The following is a 16,432-nucleotide window of genomic DNA, read 5'->3' as shown; positions in this document are numbered from 1 at the left end:
AGACTCCTTCGGTGGACGGACGGTGCCGTACCAGTCTACGGAGTCGCCCGGACCGCCCCGGCCGGCGTACCGCGATCGGGGCCGGGGGTCGCAGCGCCCACGGTGACCGGCAGGGTGGCGTACCCGCGCAGGGTGAGCCGGACCCGGCGTTCCGGGTCGCCGGCCAGGGCCAGGCCGGGCAGCCGGCGCAGCAGCAGCGGGAAGGCCACCTGCGCCTCCAGCCGGGCCAGTCCCGCACCGATGCAGTAGTGCGGGCCGGCGCCGAAGGAGAGCGGGTGGACCTGGGTACGCCCCGGGTCGAACCGCTCCGGCTCGGGATAGCGACCGGGATCACGGTTGGCGGCGCCGAGGCTGAGCATGAGCCAGCTGCCGGCCGGCAGGTCGACCCCGCCGTGCCGGCTCGGCGCGGTGCTCACCCGCGAGGTCAGCTGGACGGGTGAGTCGTAGCGCAGCAGCTCGTCGACGTAGCCCGGGGCGAACTCCGGGTGCTCGCGCAGTGCCGCCGCCTCCCGCGGGTGGTCGAGCAGCACCACCAGGCCGTTGCCGAGCAGGTTGGTGGTGGTCTCGAAGCCGGCCACCAGCAGCACGACCAGGTTGGCCAGCAGCTCGTCGCCGGAGAGCCGGGCGCCGTCGGTGTCGTGCGCCTGCACCAGCGCGCTGGTCAGGTCGTCGGTCGGCGTACGGCGGCGGGCCTCGACCAGCTCGGTGAAGTAGTCGCGCAGCTCACTGGCGCCACGGTCGGCCATGGCCAGCTCCGCCGGGCTGATCTCCGGCTCCAGGACGCCGGTCAGCTCGGCGGCCCACCGGCGGAACAGCCCCCGGTCCGCCGTCGGGACGCCGAGCAGCGCACAGATCACGCCGACCGGCAGCGGATAGGCGAAGTCGTCCATGAAGTCGACCGGGTCGCCGTCGCGGCCCCGGGCCAGCATCCCGTCGATCAGCTCGTCGGCCTGGGCGACCACCACGTCGCGCATCGCGGCGATGCGCCGTGGCGTGAACGCGCCCGCGGCCAACCGCCGCATCCGGCTGTGGTCCGGCGGGTTGGTCCGCAGCATGGAGCGGGAGATGGACAGCACGGCGGGGCTCTCCCGCCAGCCGGGCAGGAACTGGTCGCGCAGGGCGTCGTCCAGCACCCCGAACCGGGGGTCCCGCAGGATCGCGTCGACCTCCGCGTAGCCGGTGGCGACGAAGAAGACCGGCCCGGCGGCGGTCACCGGCCCGTGCTCGCGCAACAGCTCGTAGATCGGGTACGGGTTCACCCGTCCCGACGGCGCCAACAGCTCTGCGAGGGCGTCGGCAGGATCCACGGTCGGCCTCCCCGGAATCGGACCCGAGCCCCCATCATGCTCCGATTCGGCCGATCCGGCGATCCCGTGTCGAGCCGGGACGGCTCAGGCGCCGCCGGGCTCCCCGGCCAGCACCGCGTCCCCGGCGAGCAGGGCGTGCGCGGGCAGCGGGAGTTCGGTGCCGTGCGCGGCGGCCCAGTCGTGGACGATGCCCGGGCGGACCTGGGCGGTGAAGTACTCCACCGCGCTCATCCCGCCGACCACCGGCTCGTCCACCTCGGCCACCAGCTGCGCCGGGACCAGCGGGAAGCCGCTCTGGAGGGCCGCGCTGAGCCGCCGGTGGCCGTCGACGACGAAGAAGTACTCGCCGGTGTAGCCGATCCGCAGCGGCTCCAGGGCCTCGTCGCCGCCCTCGGCGACCTCACCGACGAACTCCGAGTCCCAGAGCCCGCGCAGCGTGGTGATGTCCTCGGTCGGATAGATCCGGGCCGGGTCGAGCAGCAGCAGCGGGGGCGCGTCGCGCAGCACGTCCGCACCGAGCCGGCCCTCGTACGCGTCGACCACGTGCTGGATCACCTGCTCCGGTGTGGCCCGGGTGCTGTCGCAGACCAGGTCGTAGTTGCGCAGCCGGGCCTTGTCCACGCCGTAGCGGACGATGAACCGGTTGCGCTCGCTCTCGCTGCGCTCCTGGAGCTTGGCCTTCGCCTCCTCCAGGGAGGTGTAGCTCTCGGCCGGCCCGGAGCGGCCGAGCAGCACCCGGCGGGCCGCCTCGGCGGGCTCGGTGATCATGTGCACCTTGAGCGCGTCGGTGAAGAAGTGCCAGGCCAGCCGGGAGTCCATCACCAGCGGTTCGCCGGAGGCGGCGATGTCCCGCTGGAGCTGGTCGACGTAGCCGTCGACGGCCTGGTCCAGCTCGGCGTGCAGGTTGAGCTGGAGGGCGGTCATCTGCCGTTCCTGGGCCATCTGCCGGTAGAGGTCGCCGACGCTGACCCGGCGCATCCCCAGCCGCTTGGCGATCTCGACGGAGACGGTGCTCTTCCCGCTGCCGAGGTCACCGTTGAAGACGATCGATTGACGAACGGTCACGACTGGTCCACCCCTGATCACCGGCTGACTGACATCATCGACTTGGCGTCGAACCGACGGGCCTGCGCCCTCGTCACGCCCGGGCATGACGGGCGATGCTATCACCTTCGGCCGGTACCCCCGCCGCACACGGTGTCCGTCGTCGACCCTGTCACCTGGGCAAAGCTCCGCAGAAGCCCCGAAAGGCATCACGCTGGGTGACCGGGCCGGCGCTCAGAAGAGGCTGAGCGGGTCGACCTGGAGGCGGACCGGTTCGGCGGCCTTGCGGGAGCTGCGCCGGCCGGCCGCCGTGTGCAGCGCCTCGGCCAGCGCGGCGGCCCGGGCCCGCGGCACCCGCACCAGCATGCGTTCCCGGTCGTCGTCGGCCGGCACCGGGCCGAGCAGTTCCGCCTCCTCGGGCAGCGGCGCTCCGGCGAGCAGGTCGGCCACCGCCTCGGCGACCCCGGTGACGCTGGCCATCCGCACCGCCGGGGGGAAGCCCAACTCACGCCGTTCGGCCAGCTCCCGGGCCGCGAACCAGGGCGCGTCCCAGCGCAGCAGCGCCTGCACCGGGGCGAGCGCCCCGTCGGCGACCACCACCACCCGGCCACCCGCCGGGGCGGGTCGGGCCAGCGCCGCGGCGGCCAGCCAGCGCCGCAGCGCCTCCTCGCCGGCCCGCAGGTCGGCCCGGGTGAGCAGGGCCCACGAGTCGAGCAGCAGCACCGCGCCGTACCCGCCCTCGGCCACCGGCTCCGCGCCCGGGGTGGCGATCACCAGCCCGGCGCCGCCCGGCACGGTGGCCAGCACCTCCTCCCGTCCCGACGTGCGCACCGGCACGCCGGGGAACGCCCGGCCCAGCTCCTCGGCGGTGCGCCGGGCGCCGGTGACCGACGCGCGCAGCCGCCGGCCGCCGCACTCCGGGCAGGCGTAGGCGGCGGCGACCCGGCCGCACCAGCGGCAGGCCGGCGGGGCGTCGTGCGAGCGCAGGGCGAGCGGGCCGGCGCAGTGCGGGCAGCGGGCCGGGGTACGGCAGTCGGCGCAGGAGACCGAGGGCAGGTAGCCGCGGCGCGGCACCTGGACCAGCACCGGGGCGTCCGCGCGCAGGGTGTCCCGGGCCGCGGTCCAGGCCAGGCTGGGCAGCCGGGCGGTCGCCGCGCCCGGGTCGCGGGCCAGCTGCGGGTCGTCGCCGGTCGGTGCGATGGCCGGGGTACGCGCCCGCACGGTCGACCGGTCGGCGACCACCTCCCGGGCCCAGCCGGTCTCCACCAGCAGTTGCGCCTCGGCGGTGCGGGCGTACCCGCCGACCAGGGCGCCGGCGGAGGCGAGCTGGGCCCGGGTGAGCAGCACCTCCCGGGCGTGCGGATAGGGGGCGCGCGGCTCGGCGTGCAGGTCGTCGCCGTCGTCCCAGACGGCCACCAGGCCGAGCCGGTCCACCGGCGCGAACATCGCCGCCCGGGTGCCGATCACCACGGACACGTCGCCGCGGCGGGCGGCGAGGAAGGCCCGGTAGCGGCGGGCCGGACCGAGGGCCGCCGAGAGGCAGGCGTGCCGGCCCGGACCGAGCACGGCGGTCAGCGCGGTGTCGAGCCGGTCGAGGTCGCGGTTGTCGGCCACCACCACCACGGCGCCCCGGCCACCGGCGACCGTGGCGGCCACCGCGTCGGCGTACCGGGCCGCCCAGTCCTCGCCGGCCAGGGCCGACCAGACGGCGCGCGGGGCCCGGCCCTCGGTGAGCGCCCGCAGGTACGCCGGCCCCGCCGGATAGTCCCGCCAGCCGCGCGGCTCGACGGGCCCGTCGAACGGGGCGGGCCGGTCCGCGTCGGCGCGGGCCTCCTTCTCGGCCCGGGCGTGCCGGGGCGGTACGGCCAGCCGCAGCACGTCGGCGAGGCTGCCGGCGTACCGGTCGGCGACCGCGCGGGCCAGCGCCGCGATCTCCGGGGCCAGCACCGGCTCCGGTGAGACCACCTTCTCCAGGTAGGCCAGCCGGGGGTGGTCGGACTCGGCGACCCGCTCCAGCAGCCAGCCGTCGACCAGCTGCCCGGCGAAGCGCACCTTCACCCGGACCCCGGCGACGGCGGTCCCGTCCAGCTCGGCGGGGACCAGGTAGTCGAAGGGCCGGTCCAGGTGGGCCAGGGGCACGTCCACGCAGACGCGCGCGACCGGCGACCCGTCAGCGGGTCGCCGGTCGCTGCGCCTGGTGCCGGTCAGGCTCCCGCGGCCGACTTGAGGTCGGCGGCCCGGTCGGTGCTCTCCCAGGTCAGCTCGGGCAGCTCACGGCCGAAGTGGCCGTAGGCGGCGGTCTGCTGGTAGATCGGGCGGAGCAGGTTGAGGTCCCGGATGATCGCGGCCGGGCGGAGGTCGAAGACCTCACCGACGGCCTTCTCGATCGAGCTGACCGACACGGTCTCGGTGCCGAACGTCTCGATGAACAGGCTCACCGGGTGGGCCTTGCCGATCGCGTACGCGACCTGCGCCTCGCAACGCTCGGCCAGGCCGGCGGCCACGACGTTCTTGGCCACCCAGCGCATGGCGTACGCGGCCGAGCGGTCCACCTTCGACGGGTCCTTGCCGGAGAACGCGCCGCCGCCGTGCCGGGCGTAACCGCCGTACGTGTCGACGATGATCTTGCGTCCGGTCAGGCCGGCGTCGCCCATCGGGCCGCCGATCTCGAACCGGCCGGTCGGGTTCACCAGCAGCCGGTAGCCCTCGGTGTCCAGCCCGAGGTCCTCCAGCTCCGGGGCGATGACGTGCTCGCGCACGTCCGGGGTGAGCAGCGAGTCCAGCGAGATGTCCGCGGCGTGCTGGCTGGAGACGACCACCGTGTTGAGCCGCACCGGCCGCAGGCCGTCGTACTCGATGGTGACCTGCGTCTTGCCGTCCGGCCGCAGGTAGGGCACGGTGCCGTCCTTGCGCACCGCCGAGAGCCGGCGGGCCAGCCGGTGGGCCAGCGCGATCGGCAGCGGCATCAGCTCGGGGGTCTCCGAGCAGGCGAAGCCGAACATCATGCCCTGGTCGCCGGCGCCCTGCGCGTCCAGCGCGCTCTCCGACGCGCCGGTACGCAGCTCGAAGGCATTGTCGACGCCCTGGGCGATGTCCGCGGACTGGGAGCCGATGGAGACGCTCACGCCGCAGGAGGCGCCGTCGAAGCCCTTCTTCGACGAGTCGTACCCGATGCCCAGGATGGTCTCCCGGACGATGGTCGGGATGTCCGCGTAAGCCTTGGTGGTCACCTCACCGGCCACGTGGACCTGGCCGGTGGTGATCAGGGTTTCGACCGCGACCCGGCTGTGCGGGTCCTGGGACAGCAGGGCGTCCAGGATGCCGTCGCTGATCTGGTCGGCAATCTTGTCCGGGTGGCCTTCCGTGACCGATTCGGACGTGAAGAGACGTGTCACGGCACTCCTAAACATGTGGAAACTCTTGAACGGTCGCTCCGCGGCAGTTTAGTCACCAGGTTCTAGGGTGACTCGTGGAACGGCGAAGTGCCCACGGCTCAGGACCGTTGCACCAACCGGGGCGAAACGAGGTCCCAGACGCCGTCGGCCAGGTCCTCCTTGGGCTGCTCGGGCAGCCGGTGCACCGAGCCGTCCGCGCCGATCACGGTCGCCGCGTTGGTTTCGGCGCCGAAGACCTTGTCCACCCCGACCTCGTTGACGACGATCAGGTCGGCCCGCTTGCGGGCGAGCTTGGCACGGCCGTTGACCTCGGCGTCCCCGGTCTCCGCAGCGAACACCACCAGGACCTGCTCCGGCCGCCGGCGGCGGCCCAGCTCGGCGGCGATGTCCGGGTTGGTGACCAGCTCGATGACGGGCGCGCTGCCGTCCTCCACCTTCTTGATCTTACCGGTCGCGTAGCTCGCCGGACGGAAGTCGGCCGGCGCCGCCGCCATCACCACGACGTCCGCGTCGTCGGCCGCCTCCAGGGTCGCCTTGCGCAGCTCCTCGGTGGTGCCGACCCGGACCAGGTCGACGCCCGCCGGGTCGGCCAGGGCGACGTTGGCCGAGATCAGGGTGACCCGGGCGCCCCGGGCGACCGCCGTGCGGGCGAAGGCGTAACCCTGCTTGCCGGAGGAGCGGTTGCCGAGGAAGCGGACCGGGTCGAGCGGCTCGCGGGTGCCGCCCGCCGTGACCACCACGTGCCGGCCGGTGAGGTCGGCCGGGGCGTCGAGGCCGCGCCGCAGGGCCCGACGGGCCACCGCGAAGATCTCGGCCGGGTCGGGCAACCGCCCCTTGCCGGTGTCCGCTCCGGTCAACCGGCCGACCGCCGGCTCGATGACGCGTACGCCGCGGGCACGCAGCGTGGCGACGTTGGCCACGGTCGCCGGGTGCTCCCACATCTCGGTGTGCATCGCCGGGGCGAGCACCACCGGGCAGCGGGCGGTCAGCAGCGTGTTGGTGAGCAGGTCGTCGGCGAGGCCGGTGGCGGCCTTGGCGAGCAGGTCCGCGGTGGCCGGCGCGACGACCACCAGGTCGGCCCGCCGGCCCAGCCGGACGTGCGGCACCTCGTGCGCGTCGGACCAGACGTCGTCGGCGACCGGCTGGCCGCTCAGCGCCGCCCAGGTCGGCGCCCCGACGAAGCGCAGCGCCGACGCGGTCGGCACGACCCGGACGCGGTGGCCCGACTCGGTGAAGAGCCGCAGCAGCTCACACGCCTTGTAGGCGGCGATGCCACCGCCGACCCCGAGGACGATCTCGGCGGACATCGACGCGCGGGCTGGTTACGGCTGGTCGGTCGGCTCAGCGGTGAGCAGACCGGCGTTGATCTCCCGCATGGCGATCGAGAGCGGCTTCTCCTGGGGGGTGGTCTCCACCAGCGGGCCGACGTACTCCAGCAGGCCCTCACCGAGCTGGCTGTAGTAGGCGTTGACCTGGCGGGCGCGCTTGGCGGCGAAGATGACCAGCGCGTACTTCGAGGTGGTCTTCTCGAGGAGCTCGTCGATCGGCGGGTTGGTGATGCCTTCGGGGTTGGCGATGGATCCCACGAATGAACCTCTGCGTCTGAAGTAACCGCGCGAACGCGGCCCGATCCCTCAACCGCGCGACGGCGGCTGGGCCGGGGCCAGCAAGGAAGAACCGAGCAAGCCTACCAGCTCGGTAACGGCCCGCCCGGTGTGGTCGTGACGGACGGTGTGTTCGGCGACGGCCGTGACGGTCGGGTCCGGCCGGTGCCCGGGGGGCACGAGCAGGATCAGCCGCACGTCGGGCACCGTCGCGCGCAGCGCCAGCGCGCCGGGGAGGTCGAGCGGCAGCAGCACCGGTCGCCCGGCGGCCAGCCGGGCCCGCACCGGCTCGCGGGGCAGACCCCGGCGGTACGACCCGATCCGGGTCCACTCCAGCAGCTGCCCGGCGGCGACCATCCGGTCGAAGTCGCCCGCGTCGACGAAGTGCCGGTCCACGCCCTGGGTCTCACCGGGGCCGGCCGGCCGGGTGGTGACCGGCACCGGCACCCACACCGACGGCAGACGCGCCCGGACCAACCTGGCCACACCGCCCCGACCCGTACCTGACGGTCCGGTCAGGACGGTGAGCCGAGCCGCCGGGCGCGCCTCACCATCCGTGCTCACTGCTTGTTTTTACACGTCTCCGCAGCTCAGTTGGCGGCGAACTCTCCAAGCAGCGCCTTGCGCTGCTGCTCGCCCAGGCCACGCAGGCGACGGCTGTCGGCGATCTTGAGCTTCTCCATGATCTGGGTGGCCCGGATCTTGCCGATACCCGGCATCGCCTGGAGCACGGCCGAAACCTTGAGCTTGCCGACGACGTCGTCGGACTCGGCCCGGTCCAGGACGGCGGCGAGGGTGGTCTTGCCCTGCTTGAGCTGCTCCTTCAGCTCAGCACGGGCCTTGCGGATCTCCGCGGCCTTCTCCAGCGCGGCAGCGCGCTGCTCAGGGGTCAGTGACGGGAGCGGCACCAGTTCTCCTCAGGTCCCTATCGCGACGGGCCGGACGCGCCGCCGCATCTGTGAAACGTGGTGTCGCTGGCAACCAAAGGGGTCCGTGGTTCCCAGCGCGGGGAAAACTAGCGGTCATCGGAGCTTTCGGCAACGTGGGCGCGCCATGATCAACAGAAAGTGACCGACCTGTCAGTCAGTCAGGAGGCGGTCACGGCAGCATGGCACTCGGTCAGCACCCGGTCCGTGGCGGCCCGCAGGGCGCCGATGTCGGGGCCCGCGTTCAATACCTCCCGGGAGTACGACGGCAGCACCGACGAGAGGCTGGTGCCGAAGACGGTACGGAGGTCCGCCGCCGTGGCGCCCTGGGCGCCCAGCCCCGGTGCCAGCAGCGGACCGTTCACCCCGGAGAGGTCGTGCCCGGTGTCGCCGATGGTCGCGCCGACCACCAGACCGAAGCTGCCGATTGGCTCCGCACCCCGGTTGAGCTGCGAAATCTCGTCGATGACGGTCTGCGCGACGGTGCGCCCGTCGGCCGCGCGGGCATGCTGCACGGCGGCGCCCTCCGGGTTCGAGGTGAGCGCCAGGACGAAGACGCCGCCGCCGTGCGTGGTGGCGAGGTCGAACATCGGCGCCAGCGAGCCGACGCCGAGGTAAGGACTGGCGGTCACCGCGTCGACGTACAGCGGGCTGGCCGGATCGAGATACGCGGCGGCGTACGCGGCGACCGTGGAGCCGATGTCGCCCCGTTTGACGTCAAGCAGAACGAGGGCTCCAGCATCGCGCAACTGTCGGATAGTTGACTCAAGAATTTCCACTCCGCGGGCCCCGAACCGCTCGAAAAAGGCCGACTGGGGCTTGACCACCGCAACCCGGTCACCGATCGCCTCGACCACCGTACGGCTGAACCGGTCGAGACCGGAGACGTCGTCGGTCAGCCCCCAGCGGGCCAGCAGACCGGGATGCGGATCGATGCCGACGCAGAGCGGACCCCGCTCCGTGACCGCCCGGTGCAGCCGGGCCCCGAAACTCTCCATGAACGTCCTCTCCTCGTTGCGGTGCGGTGCCGGTGCGGTGCGGTGCCGGTGCGGCGCGGTGGTGGCCGGCGGTCGGTCAGCCGGCCTCGACGGCGGCGGCGATCCCCGCCGCGATCCGGGCCACGTCGGCGTCGTCGGTGACGTACGGCGGCATGGCGTAGACCAGGTCGCGGAAGGGGCGCAGCCAGACCCCCTGGGCCACCGCGGCGGCCGTGGCCCGGGGCAGGTCCACCTCGTGGTCGAGCTGTACCACCCCGATCGCGCCGAGCACGCGTACGTCGGTGACCCCGGGGGCGCCGCGCAGCGGCTCCAGGCCGGCCCGCAGCCCGGCACCCACCCGGGCCACCTCGGCCGCCCAGTCGCCGACGCGCAGCAGGTCCAGCGAGGCGTTGGCGACCGCGCAGGCCAGCGGGTTGCCCATGAAGGTCGGGCCGTGCGCCAGCACCCCGCCGGCGGAGATGCCCTCGGCCACCTCCGGGGTGCAGAGGGCGGCCGCCAGGGTCAGGTAGCCGCCGGTGAGCGCCTTGCCCACGCAGAGCACGTCCGGGGTCACCCCGGCGTGCTCGGCGGCGAACAGCCGGCCGGTACGACCGAAGCCGGTGGCGATCTCGTCGAAGATCAGCAGGATGCCGTGCTCTCGGGTCACCTCGCGCAACGCCCGCAGGTAACCCGGGTGGTGGAAGCGCATCCCCCCGGCGCCCTGCACCACCGGCTCGACGATCACCGCGGCCAGCTCGCCGGCGTGCCGCCGCACCGTGTCGGTCAGCGCCGCCAGGTACGCCGGGTCCGGCTCGTCGTCGAAGCCACCCGGCGGGACCGGGGCGAAGACCTGCCGGGGCAGCACGTCGCCCCAGAGGTGGTGCATCCCGCCCTCGGGGTCGCAGACGCTCATCGGGTGGAAGGTGTCGCCGTGGTAGCCGCCCCGCCAGGTGCCGAGCCGGCGGCGCTCGGGGCGCCCGACGGCCCGCTGGTACTGCAGGCACATCTTGACCGCCACCTCTACGCTCACCGAGCCGGAGTCGGCCAGGAAGACGTGCTCCAGGCCCTCCGGGGTCAACTCGACCAGGGTCCGGGCCAGCCGGACGGCGGGCTCGTGGGTCAGCCCGCCGAACATCACGTGGCTCATCCGGCCGAGCTGATCGACCACGGCCGCGTCGAGCACCGGGTGGCGGTAGCCGTGGATCGCCGCCCACCAGGACGACATCCCGTCCACCAGTTCCCGGCCGTCGGCCAGCCGCAGGCGTACCCCCTGGGCGCTCTCCACGACGTAGGGCGGGCTGCCCGGCGGGAGCGTCGCGTACGGATGCCAGACGTGCGCCCGGTCCCCGGCCAGGATCTCCTCGGGGGTCATCGGGTCTCCTTCGTGTCGTCGAGCGGACGGCGGGCGCGGCCCGGGCGGCCGCACGGACCTCTCCCCCGCCCTTTGCTCTGCTGCGGCCCGCGCAACCCCGAACGTCCGGATACCGGACGGGCAGCGTTGCGCCGGGTGCAGCAGAGCAAAGGCGCGGGCGAGGACCTGTCCGGCTCCCGGATCACCGCCGGCCGGCCGCCGGCACCGCCGTCCGGCCCGCGCTCGCCCGGACGGCGGAACGGACCAGGGCCGGTCCGCGGTAGATGAAGCCGGTGTAGAGCTGGACCAGGCTGGCCCCGGCGTCGAGCATCCGGCCGGCGTCGTCGGGGTCGAGGATGCCGCCCACCCCGATCACCGGCAGCCGACCACCGGTCTCCCGGTGCACGAAGGAGACCACCTCGCGGGACCGGGCCGCCAGCGGCCGGCCGGAGAGGCCGCCGGTCTGCGCGCCGGTCTCCCGGTCGGCCGGGGCGAGCCCGTCGCGGGCCAGCGTGGTGTTGGTCGCGATCACGCCGGCCGCGCCCCGGTCCAGGCAGACCTCCAGCAGCTCGGCGATCGCCGGCTCGGTGAGGTCCGGAGCGATCTTGACCAGCACCGGCTTCTCCCCCACCAGCGCGGCCAGCAGAGCGTCCAGGTGCGACCGGTCCTGAAGCGACCGCAGGCCCGGGGTGTTCGGTGAGGAGACGTTGACCGCGAAGTAGTCACCGTGCTCCCGCAGCGCCCGGTACGAGGCCAGGTAGTCCTCGACCGCCTGGTCCAGCGGGGTCACCTTGGACTTGCCGAGCGAGATGCCCAGCGGCACCCCGATCGGCCGGGGCAGCGCCGACAGCCGCGCGGCGAGCGCCTCCGCACCGGCGTTGTTGAAGCCCATCCGGTTCACCACGGCCTCGCTGTCGCGCAGCCGGAACAGCCGCGGCCGGGGGTTGCCCGGCTGGGCGTGCGCGGTGACCGTGCCCACCTCGACGAAACCGAACCCGAGCGCTGGCCAGGCCGCCAGGGCGACCCCGTTCTTGTCCATCCCGGCGGCCAGGCCGACCGGGTTCGGGAACTCCACGCCGAACACCGTGCGCGGGGCCCGCTGGAAGTAGCGGGCCCGCAGCGCCGCCAGCGCGGCCGGCCGGCCGGAGAGCACGGCCAGCCGGCGCAGCGTCCACTCGTGCGCCTCCTCGGCGTCCCCGCCACCGAGGGCGAAGAGCCGGGGCCGCACCACCCGTTCGAAGATCACTGGGCGGCCCGCAGCGAGGCGTGCAGGTCCTGCAGCGGGCGGACCCGCATGTCGCCCCGGATCCGGGCCTCGATGCCCATCACCGCGGCCGCCGCGCCCGGCACCGTGGTGATGCACGGGATGTCCGCGGTCACCGCCGCGCTGCGGATCTCGTACCCGTCGGAGCGGGCGCTGGCGCCGGAGCCCTGCGGGGTGTTGACCACCAGGGCCACGTCACCGCCGAGGATCAGCGAGACGGCGTCCTCCCCCTCGCCCGACTGGTAGTGCTTGCGGATCTGCTCGCACGCGATGCCGTGCCGGCGCAGCACCTCCGCGGTGCCCGTGGTGGCGACGATCTCGAAGCCCAGGTCGGCGAGGCGCTTGATCGGGAAGATCATCCCGCGCTTGTCCCGGTTGGCCACCGAAACGAAGATCTTCCCGGCGGTCGGCAGCGACCCGTACGCGGCGGACTGCGACTTGGCGAAGGCGTGACCGAAATTGGTGTCGATGCCCATCACCTCACCGGTGGACTTCATCTCCGGGCCGAGCAGCGAGTCGATGCCCTTGCCCGACGGGGTGCGGAACCGCTTGAACGGCAGCACCGCCTCCTTCACCGCGATCGGCGCGTCCGCCGGCATCGTGCCGCCGTCACCGCTGGCCGGGAGCAGCCCCTCGGCGCGCAGCTCGGCGATGGTGGCGCCGAGCGCGATCCGGGCCGCCGCCTTGGCCAGCGGCACCGCCGTGGCCTTGGAGACGAACGGCACCGTCCGGGAGGCGCGCGGGTTGGCCTCCAGCACGTACAACGCGTCGTCCTTGAGCGCGTACTGGACGTTGAGCAGGCCCTTCACCCCGACACCGCGGGCGATCGCCTCGGTGTAGCGGCGCACCTCGGTCAGGTGCGAGCCGGCCAGGGTGATCGGCGGCAGGGCGCAGGACGAGTCGCCGGAGTGGATGCCGGCCTCCTCGATGTGCTCCATCACCCCACCCAGGTAGACCTCACCGTCGGCGTCGCAGAGCGCGTCCACGTCGATCTCGATGGCGTCGTCGAGGAAGCGGTCCACCAGCACCGGATGGTCCGGCGAGATGTCGGTGGCCCGGCCGATGTAGTCGCGCAGCGTGGCGTCGTCGTAGACGATCTCCATGCCCCGGCCGCCCAGCACGTACGACGGCCGCACCAGGACCGGGTAGCCGATCTCGTCGGCGATCGCCTTCGCCTCGTCGTACGAGGTGGCCATGCCGTGCGCCGGGGCGCGCAGGCCGGCCCGGGCCAGCACCGCGCCGAACGCGCCGCGCTCCTCGGCCAGGTGGATCGACTCCGGGGAGGTGCCGACCACCGGGACGCCGGCGTTCTTCAGCCGCTGCGCCAGACCCAGCGGGGTCTGCCCGCCGAGCTGCACGATCACCCCGACCACGCCGGGGCCGCCGGCCGCCCGGCCGGAGGAGTCCTCGGCGTGCCAGGCCTCCAGCACGTCCTCGAAGGTCAACGGCTCGAAGTAGAGCCGGTCGGCGGTGTCGTAGTCGGTGGAGACGGTCTCCGGGTTGCAGTTGACCATCACCGTCTCGTAACCGGTGCCTCCGGCACCGGAACCGGACGCAGCGACCGCTCCGATCGGCGCGCTTCTCAGCGCTTGAACGGCGTGCACACAGGAGTAGTCGAACTCGATGCCCTGCCCGATCCGGTTCGGCCCGGAGCCCAGGATGAGCACCTTCGGCCGGTCCGAGGGCGCGACCTCGGTCTCGGAGTCGTAGCTGGAGTAGTGGTACGGCGTGGTCGCCTCGAACTCGGCGGCGCAGGTGTCCACCGTCTTGTAGACCGGCCGGATCCCGAGCCGGTGGCGCAGCGTACGCACGCCGTCCTCGGCGGCCAGTTCCGGGCGCAGCGCGGCCAGCTGCCGGTCGGACAGGCCGGCCCGCTTGGCCCGACGCAGCAGCTCGGCGTCGAGCACCGGGGCGTCCACGATCTCGGCCCGCAGCTCGACCAGCGCGGCGATCTGGTCCAGGAACCAGGGGTCCATCCCGCCGGACGCCTCGGCCACCTCGGCGATCGAGGCGCCCAGCCGCAGCGCCCGCTCCACGGCGTAGAGCCGGCTGTCGTGCGGCATCCGGAGCGCGGCGAGGGTGTTCTCCTTCGTCGCGCCCTGCGGGTCGGGGACGGTCCAGAAGCCGGCCGCCTTGGTCTCCATCGAGCGCATGGCCTTGTTGAGCGCCTCGGTGAAGTTGCGGCCCAGGCTCATCGCCTCGCCCACCGACTTCATCGTGGTGGTCAGCTCCGGGTCGGCGCCGGGGAACTTCTCGAACGCGAACCGGGGGATCTTCACCACCACGTAGTCCAGCACCGGCTCGAACGCCGCCGGGGTCTTCAGGGTGATGTCGTTGGGGATCTCGTCCAGGGTGTAGCCGATGGCCAGCTTCGCCGCGATCTTGGCGATCGGGAAGCCGGTGGCCTTCGAGGCCAGCGCCGAGGAACGGGAGACCCGCGGGTTCATCTCGATCACGACGATCCGGCCGTCGGCCGGGTTGACCGCGAACTGGATGTTGCAGCCGCCGGTGTCCACGCCCACCTCGCGCAGCACGGCGATGCCGAGGTCGCGCAGGTTCTGGTACTCCCGGTCGGTCAGCGTCATGGCCGGGGCGACGGTCACGCTGTCGCCGGTGTGCACGCCCATCGGGTCGACGTTCTCGATCGAGCAGACCACCACGACGTTGTCGTGCCGGTCGCGCATCAGTTCGAGCTCGTACTCCTTCCAGCCGAGCACGCTCTCCTCGATGAGCACCTCGTGCACCGGGCTGGCCGCCAGGCCCGAGCCGGCGATCCGCTCCAGGTCCTCGTCGGTGTGCGCCATGCCGGAGCCGAGGCCACCCATGGTGAACGACGGCCGGATCACCACCGGCAGGCCCAGCTCGGCGACGGTGTCCCGGACCTCGTCCATCGAGTGGCAGACCCGCGAGCGCGGGGTCAGCGCGGCCGGGTCCTCGACACCGAGGCGTACGCCGGCCTTGGCGACGATGTCCTTGAACAGCTGCCGGTCCTCGCCCCGGTTGATCGCCTCGATGTTGGCGCCGATCAGCTCCACGCCGTACTTGTCCAGGACGCCCGCCTCGTGCAGGGCGACCGCGGTGTTCAGCGCGGTCTGCCCGCCCAGGGTGGGCAGCAGCGCGTCGGGACGCTCCTTGGCGATCACCAGCTCGACGAACTCGGGGGTGATCGGCTCGACGTAGGTGGCGTCGGCGAACTCCGGGTCGGTCATGATCGTCGCCGGGTTGGAGTTGACCAGGCTGACCCGGATCCCCTCGCTGCGCAGCACCCGGCAGGCCTGGGTGCCGGAGTAGTCGAACTCGCAGGCCTGTCCGATCACGATCGGCCCGGAGCCGATCACCAGGATGTGCTTGAGATCCTCGCGCTTAGGCATTCGTGCGCCCCTCGGTGTGGTTCCGGCCCTCACTGGGCTGCCGGTCGAGGGCGCGGCCCTCGATCAGCTCGGCGAAGCGGTCGAAGAGGTAGTCCGCGTCGTGCGGGCCGGCCGCCGCCTCGGGGTGGTACTGGACGGTGAAGGCGGGCACGTCCAGCGCCCGCAGCCCCTCGACCACGTTGTCATTGAGGCAGACATGACTGACCTGGACGCCACCGAACTCGGTGTCGATCACCTGGTCGGGGACGACGGCACCGGCCTGCGCGCCGGGCACCTGCACGGCGAAGCCGTGGTTGTGGCTGGTCACCTCGACCTTGCCGGTGGCCCGGTCGAGCACCGGCTGGTTGATGCCGCGGTGGCCGTAGCCCAGCTTGTAGGTGCCGAAGCCGAGCGCCCGGCCGAGGATCTGGCTGCCGAAGCAGATGCCGAACAGTGGGATCCGGCGGCGCAGCACCTCCTGGGCCAGCGCCACCGGGGCGTCGGCGGTGGCCGGGTCGCCCGGGCCGGGCGAGAAGAAAACCGCGTCGGCGCCGGTGGCCAGCAGGTCGTCGATGGTGCTGCCGGCGGGCAGCACGTGGGTGGTGACGCCGCGGGATGCCAGCCGACGCGGCACGTTGCGCTTGATGCCCAGGTCCAGCGCGGCCACCGTGAACCGGTGCTCCCCCTGCGCCTGCACCACGTACGGCTCGGCGGTGCTCACCTGCGCGGAGAGGTCCGCGCCGACCATCTGCGGCGACTGCCGGACCCGGGCCAGCAGGGCCCTCGGGTCGTCGTCGACGCTGGAGATGCCGACCCGCATGGCGCCCCGCTCGCGCAGGTGCCGGGTCAGCGCCCGGGTGTCCACCCCGCCGATGCCGACCACGCCCTCGGCGGCCAGCCGGTCCTCCAGGCCGCCGGTGGCCCGCCAGTTGGAGCCGATGCGGGCCGGGTCGCGGACCACGTAGCCGGCGACCCAGATCCGGTTGGACTCGTCGTCCTCGCCGTTGACGCCGGTGTTGCCGATGTGCGGGGCGGTCTGCACCACCACCTGCCGGTGGTACGACGGGTCGGTCAGGGTCTCCTGGTAGCCGGTCATGCCGGTGTTGAAGACCGCCTCGCCGAAGGTCTCCCCGACGCTGCCGTACGCCTCGCCGTGGAAGGTGCGCCCGTCCTCGAGGACGAGAATCGCAGGACGTCTCTTCACGCTGCGCCTC

Annotated in this window: 13 protein-coding genes; all 13 read right to left on the bottom strand. The window is 73.3% G+C overall.

The annotated features are described in order from the left end of the window. Positions 1–35: 35 nt before the first annotated feature. The gene (locus GA0074704_RS14260; RefSeq protein ID WP_088970967.1) at positions 36–1,307 is read right to left on the bottom strand and encodes a cytochrome P450; all 1,272 of its coding nucleotides are present in this window, start codon (positions 1,305–1,307) and stop codon (positions 36–38) included. A gap of 84 nt (positions 1,308–1,391) precedes the next feature. Then, entirely contained in the window at positions 1,392–2,372 is a 981-nt protein-coding gene (locus tag GA0074704_RS14255) for an AAA family ATPase (protein ID WP_088970966.1), read from the bottom strand. A 213-nt stretch (positions 2,373–2,585) separates the two neighbouring features. Beyond that, on the bottom strand, positions 2,586–4,496 hold the full coding sequence (locus tag GA0074704_RS14250) for a primosomal protein N' (protein ID WP_088970965.1): 1,911 nt from the start codon (positions 4,494–4,496) through the stop codon (positions 2,586–2,588). A gap of 59 nt (positions 4,497–4,555) precedes the next feature. Then, on the bottom strand, positions 4,556–5,761 hold the full coding sequence (gene metK, locus GA0074704_RS14245) for a methionine adenosyltransferase (RefSeq protein WP_088970964.1): 1,206 nt from the start codon (positions 5,759–5,761) through the stop codon (positions 4,556–4,558). Positions 5,762–5,844: 83 nt separating this feature from the next. Then, positions 5,845–7,053 (bottom strand): bifunctional phosphopantothenoylcysteine decarboxylase/phosphopantothenate--cysteine ligase CoaBC, encoded by a 1,209-nt coding sequence (gene coaBC, locus GA0074704_RS14240; protein ID WP_088970963.1) that lies wholly within the window; start codon positions 7,051–7,053, stop codon positions 5,845–5,847. A 15-nt stretch (positions 7,054–7,068) separates the two neighbouring features. Then, complete coding sequence (rpoZ, locus tag GA0074704_RS14235; RefSeq protein ID WP_007075826.1) at positions 7,069–7,332, bottom strand: DNA-directed RNA polymerase subunit omega; 264 nt, start codon at positions 7,330–7,332, stop codon at positions 7,069–7,071. Between the two features lie 48 nt (positions 7,333–7,380). Continuing rightward, positions 7,381–7,914, bottom strand: a complete 534-nt coding sequence (locus GA0074704_RS14230) for a guanylate kinase (protein WP_088970962.1) — start codon at positions 7,912–7,914, stop codon at positions 7,381–7,383. 26 nt (positions 7,915–7,940) lie between these two features. Next, complete coding sequence (gene mihF / locus GA0074704_RS14225) at positions 7,941–8,258, bottom strand: integration host factor, actinobacterial type (protein WP_088970961.1); 318 nt, start codon at positions 8,256–8,258, stop codon at positions 7,941–7,943. Between the two features lie 179 nt (positions 8,259–8,437). Next, complete coding sequence (gene pyrF, locus GA0074704_RS14220; protein ID WP_088970960.1) at positions 8,438–9,274, bottom strand: orotidine-5'-phosphate decarboxylase; 837 nt, start codon at positions 9,272–9,274, stop codon at positions 8,438–8,440. A gap of 76 nt (positions 9,275–9,350) precedes the next feature. Beyond that, positions 9,351–10,625 (bottom strand): adenosylmethionine--8-amino-7-oxononanoate transaminase, encoded by a 1,275-nt coding sequence (locus tag GA0074704_RS14215; RefSeq protein WP_088970959.1) that lies wholly within the window; start codon positions 10,623–10,625, stop codon positions 9,351–9,353. 181 nt (positions 10,626–10,806) lie between these two features. Next, entirely contained in the window at positions 10,807–11,850 is a 1,044-nt protein-coding gene (locus GA0074704_RS14210; protein ID WP_088970958.1) for a quinone-dependent dihydroorotate dehydrogenase, read from the bottom strand. Beyond that, on the bottom strand, positions 11,847–15,239 hold the full coding sequence (carB, locus tag GA0074704_RS14205) for a carbamoyl-phosphate synthase large subunit (RefSeq protein ID WP_088970957.1): 3,393 nt from the start codon (positions 15,237–15,239) through the stop codon (positions 11,847–11,849). The genes GA0074704_RS14210 and carB overlap by 4 nt, the downstream gene beginning before the upstream one ends. Continuing rightward, positions 15,232–16,422: a glutamine-hydrolyzing carbamoyl-phosphate synthase small subunit gene (gene carA, locus GA0074704_RS14200; protein ID WP_088970956.1), complete on the bottom strand. Its 1,191-nt coding sequence runs from the start codon at positions 16,420–16,422 to the stop codon at positions 15,232–15,234. The genes carB and carA overlap by 8 nt, the downstream gene beginning before the upstream one ends. Positions 16,423–16,432 lie beyond the last annotated feature (10 nt).

This window comes from Micromonospora siamensis, from assembly GCF_900090305.1.
Classification (GTDB): domain Bacteria; phylum Actinomycetota; class Actinomycetes; order Mycobacteriales; family Micromonosporaceae; genus Micromonospora; species Micromonospora siamensis.
Note: the sequence above shows the minus strand (reverse complement) of the source record. Positions and strands in the feature narration are given on the sequence as shown.

Coding starts and splice junctions, on each gene's coding strand:
- coaBC (WP_088970963.1), bottom strand. CDS start 7,053: ATGTCCGCCGAGATCGTCCTCGGGGTCGGCGGTGGCATCGCCGCCTAC.
- GA0074704_RS14215 (WP_088970959.1), bottom strand. CDS start 10,625: ATGACCCCCGAGGAGATCCTGGCCGGGGACCGGGCGCACGTCTGGCAT.
- carB (WP_088970957.1), bottom strand. CDS start 15,239: ATGCCTAAGCGCGAGGATCTCAAGCACATCCTGGTGATCGGCTCCGGG.
- metK (WP_088970964.1), bottom strand. CDS start 5,761: ATGTTTAGGAGTGCCGTGACACGTCTCTTCACGTCCGAATCGGTCACG.
- pyrF (WP_088970960.1), bottom strand. CDS start 9,274: ATGGAGAGTTTCGGGGCCCGGCTGCACCGGGCGGTCACGGAGCGGGGT.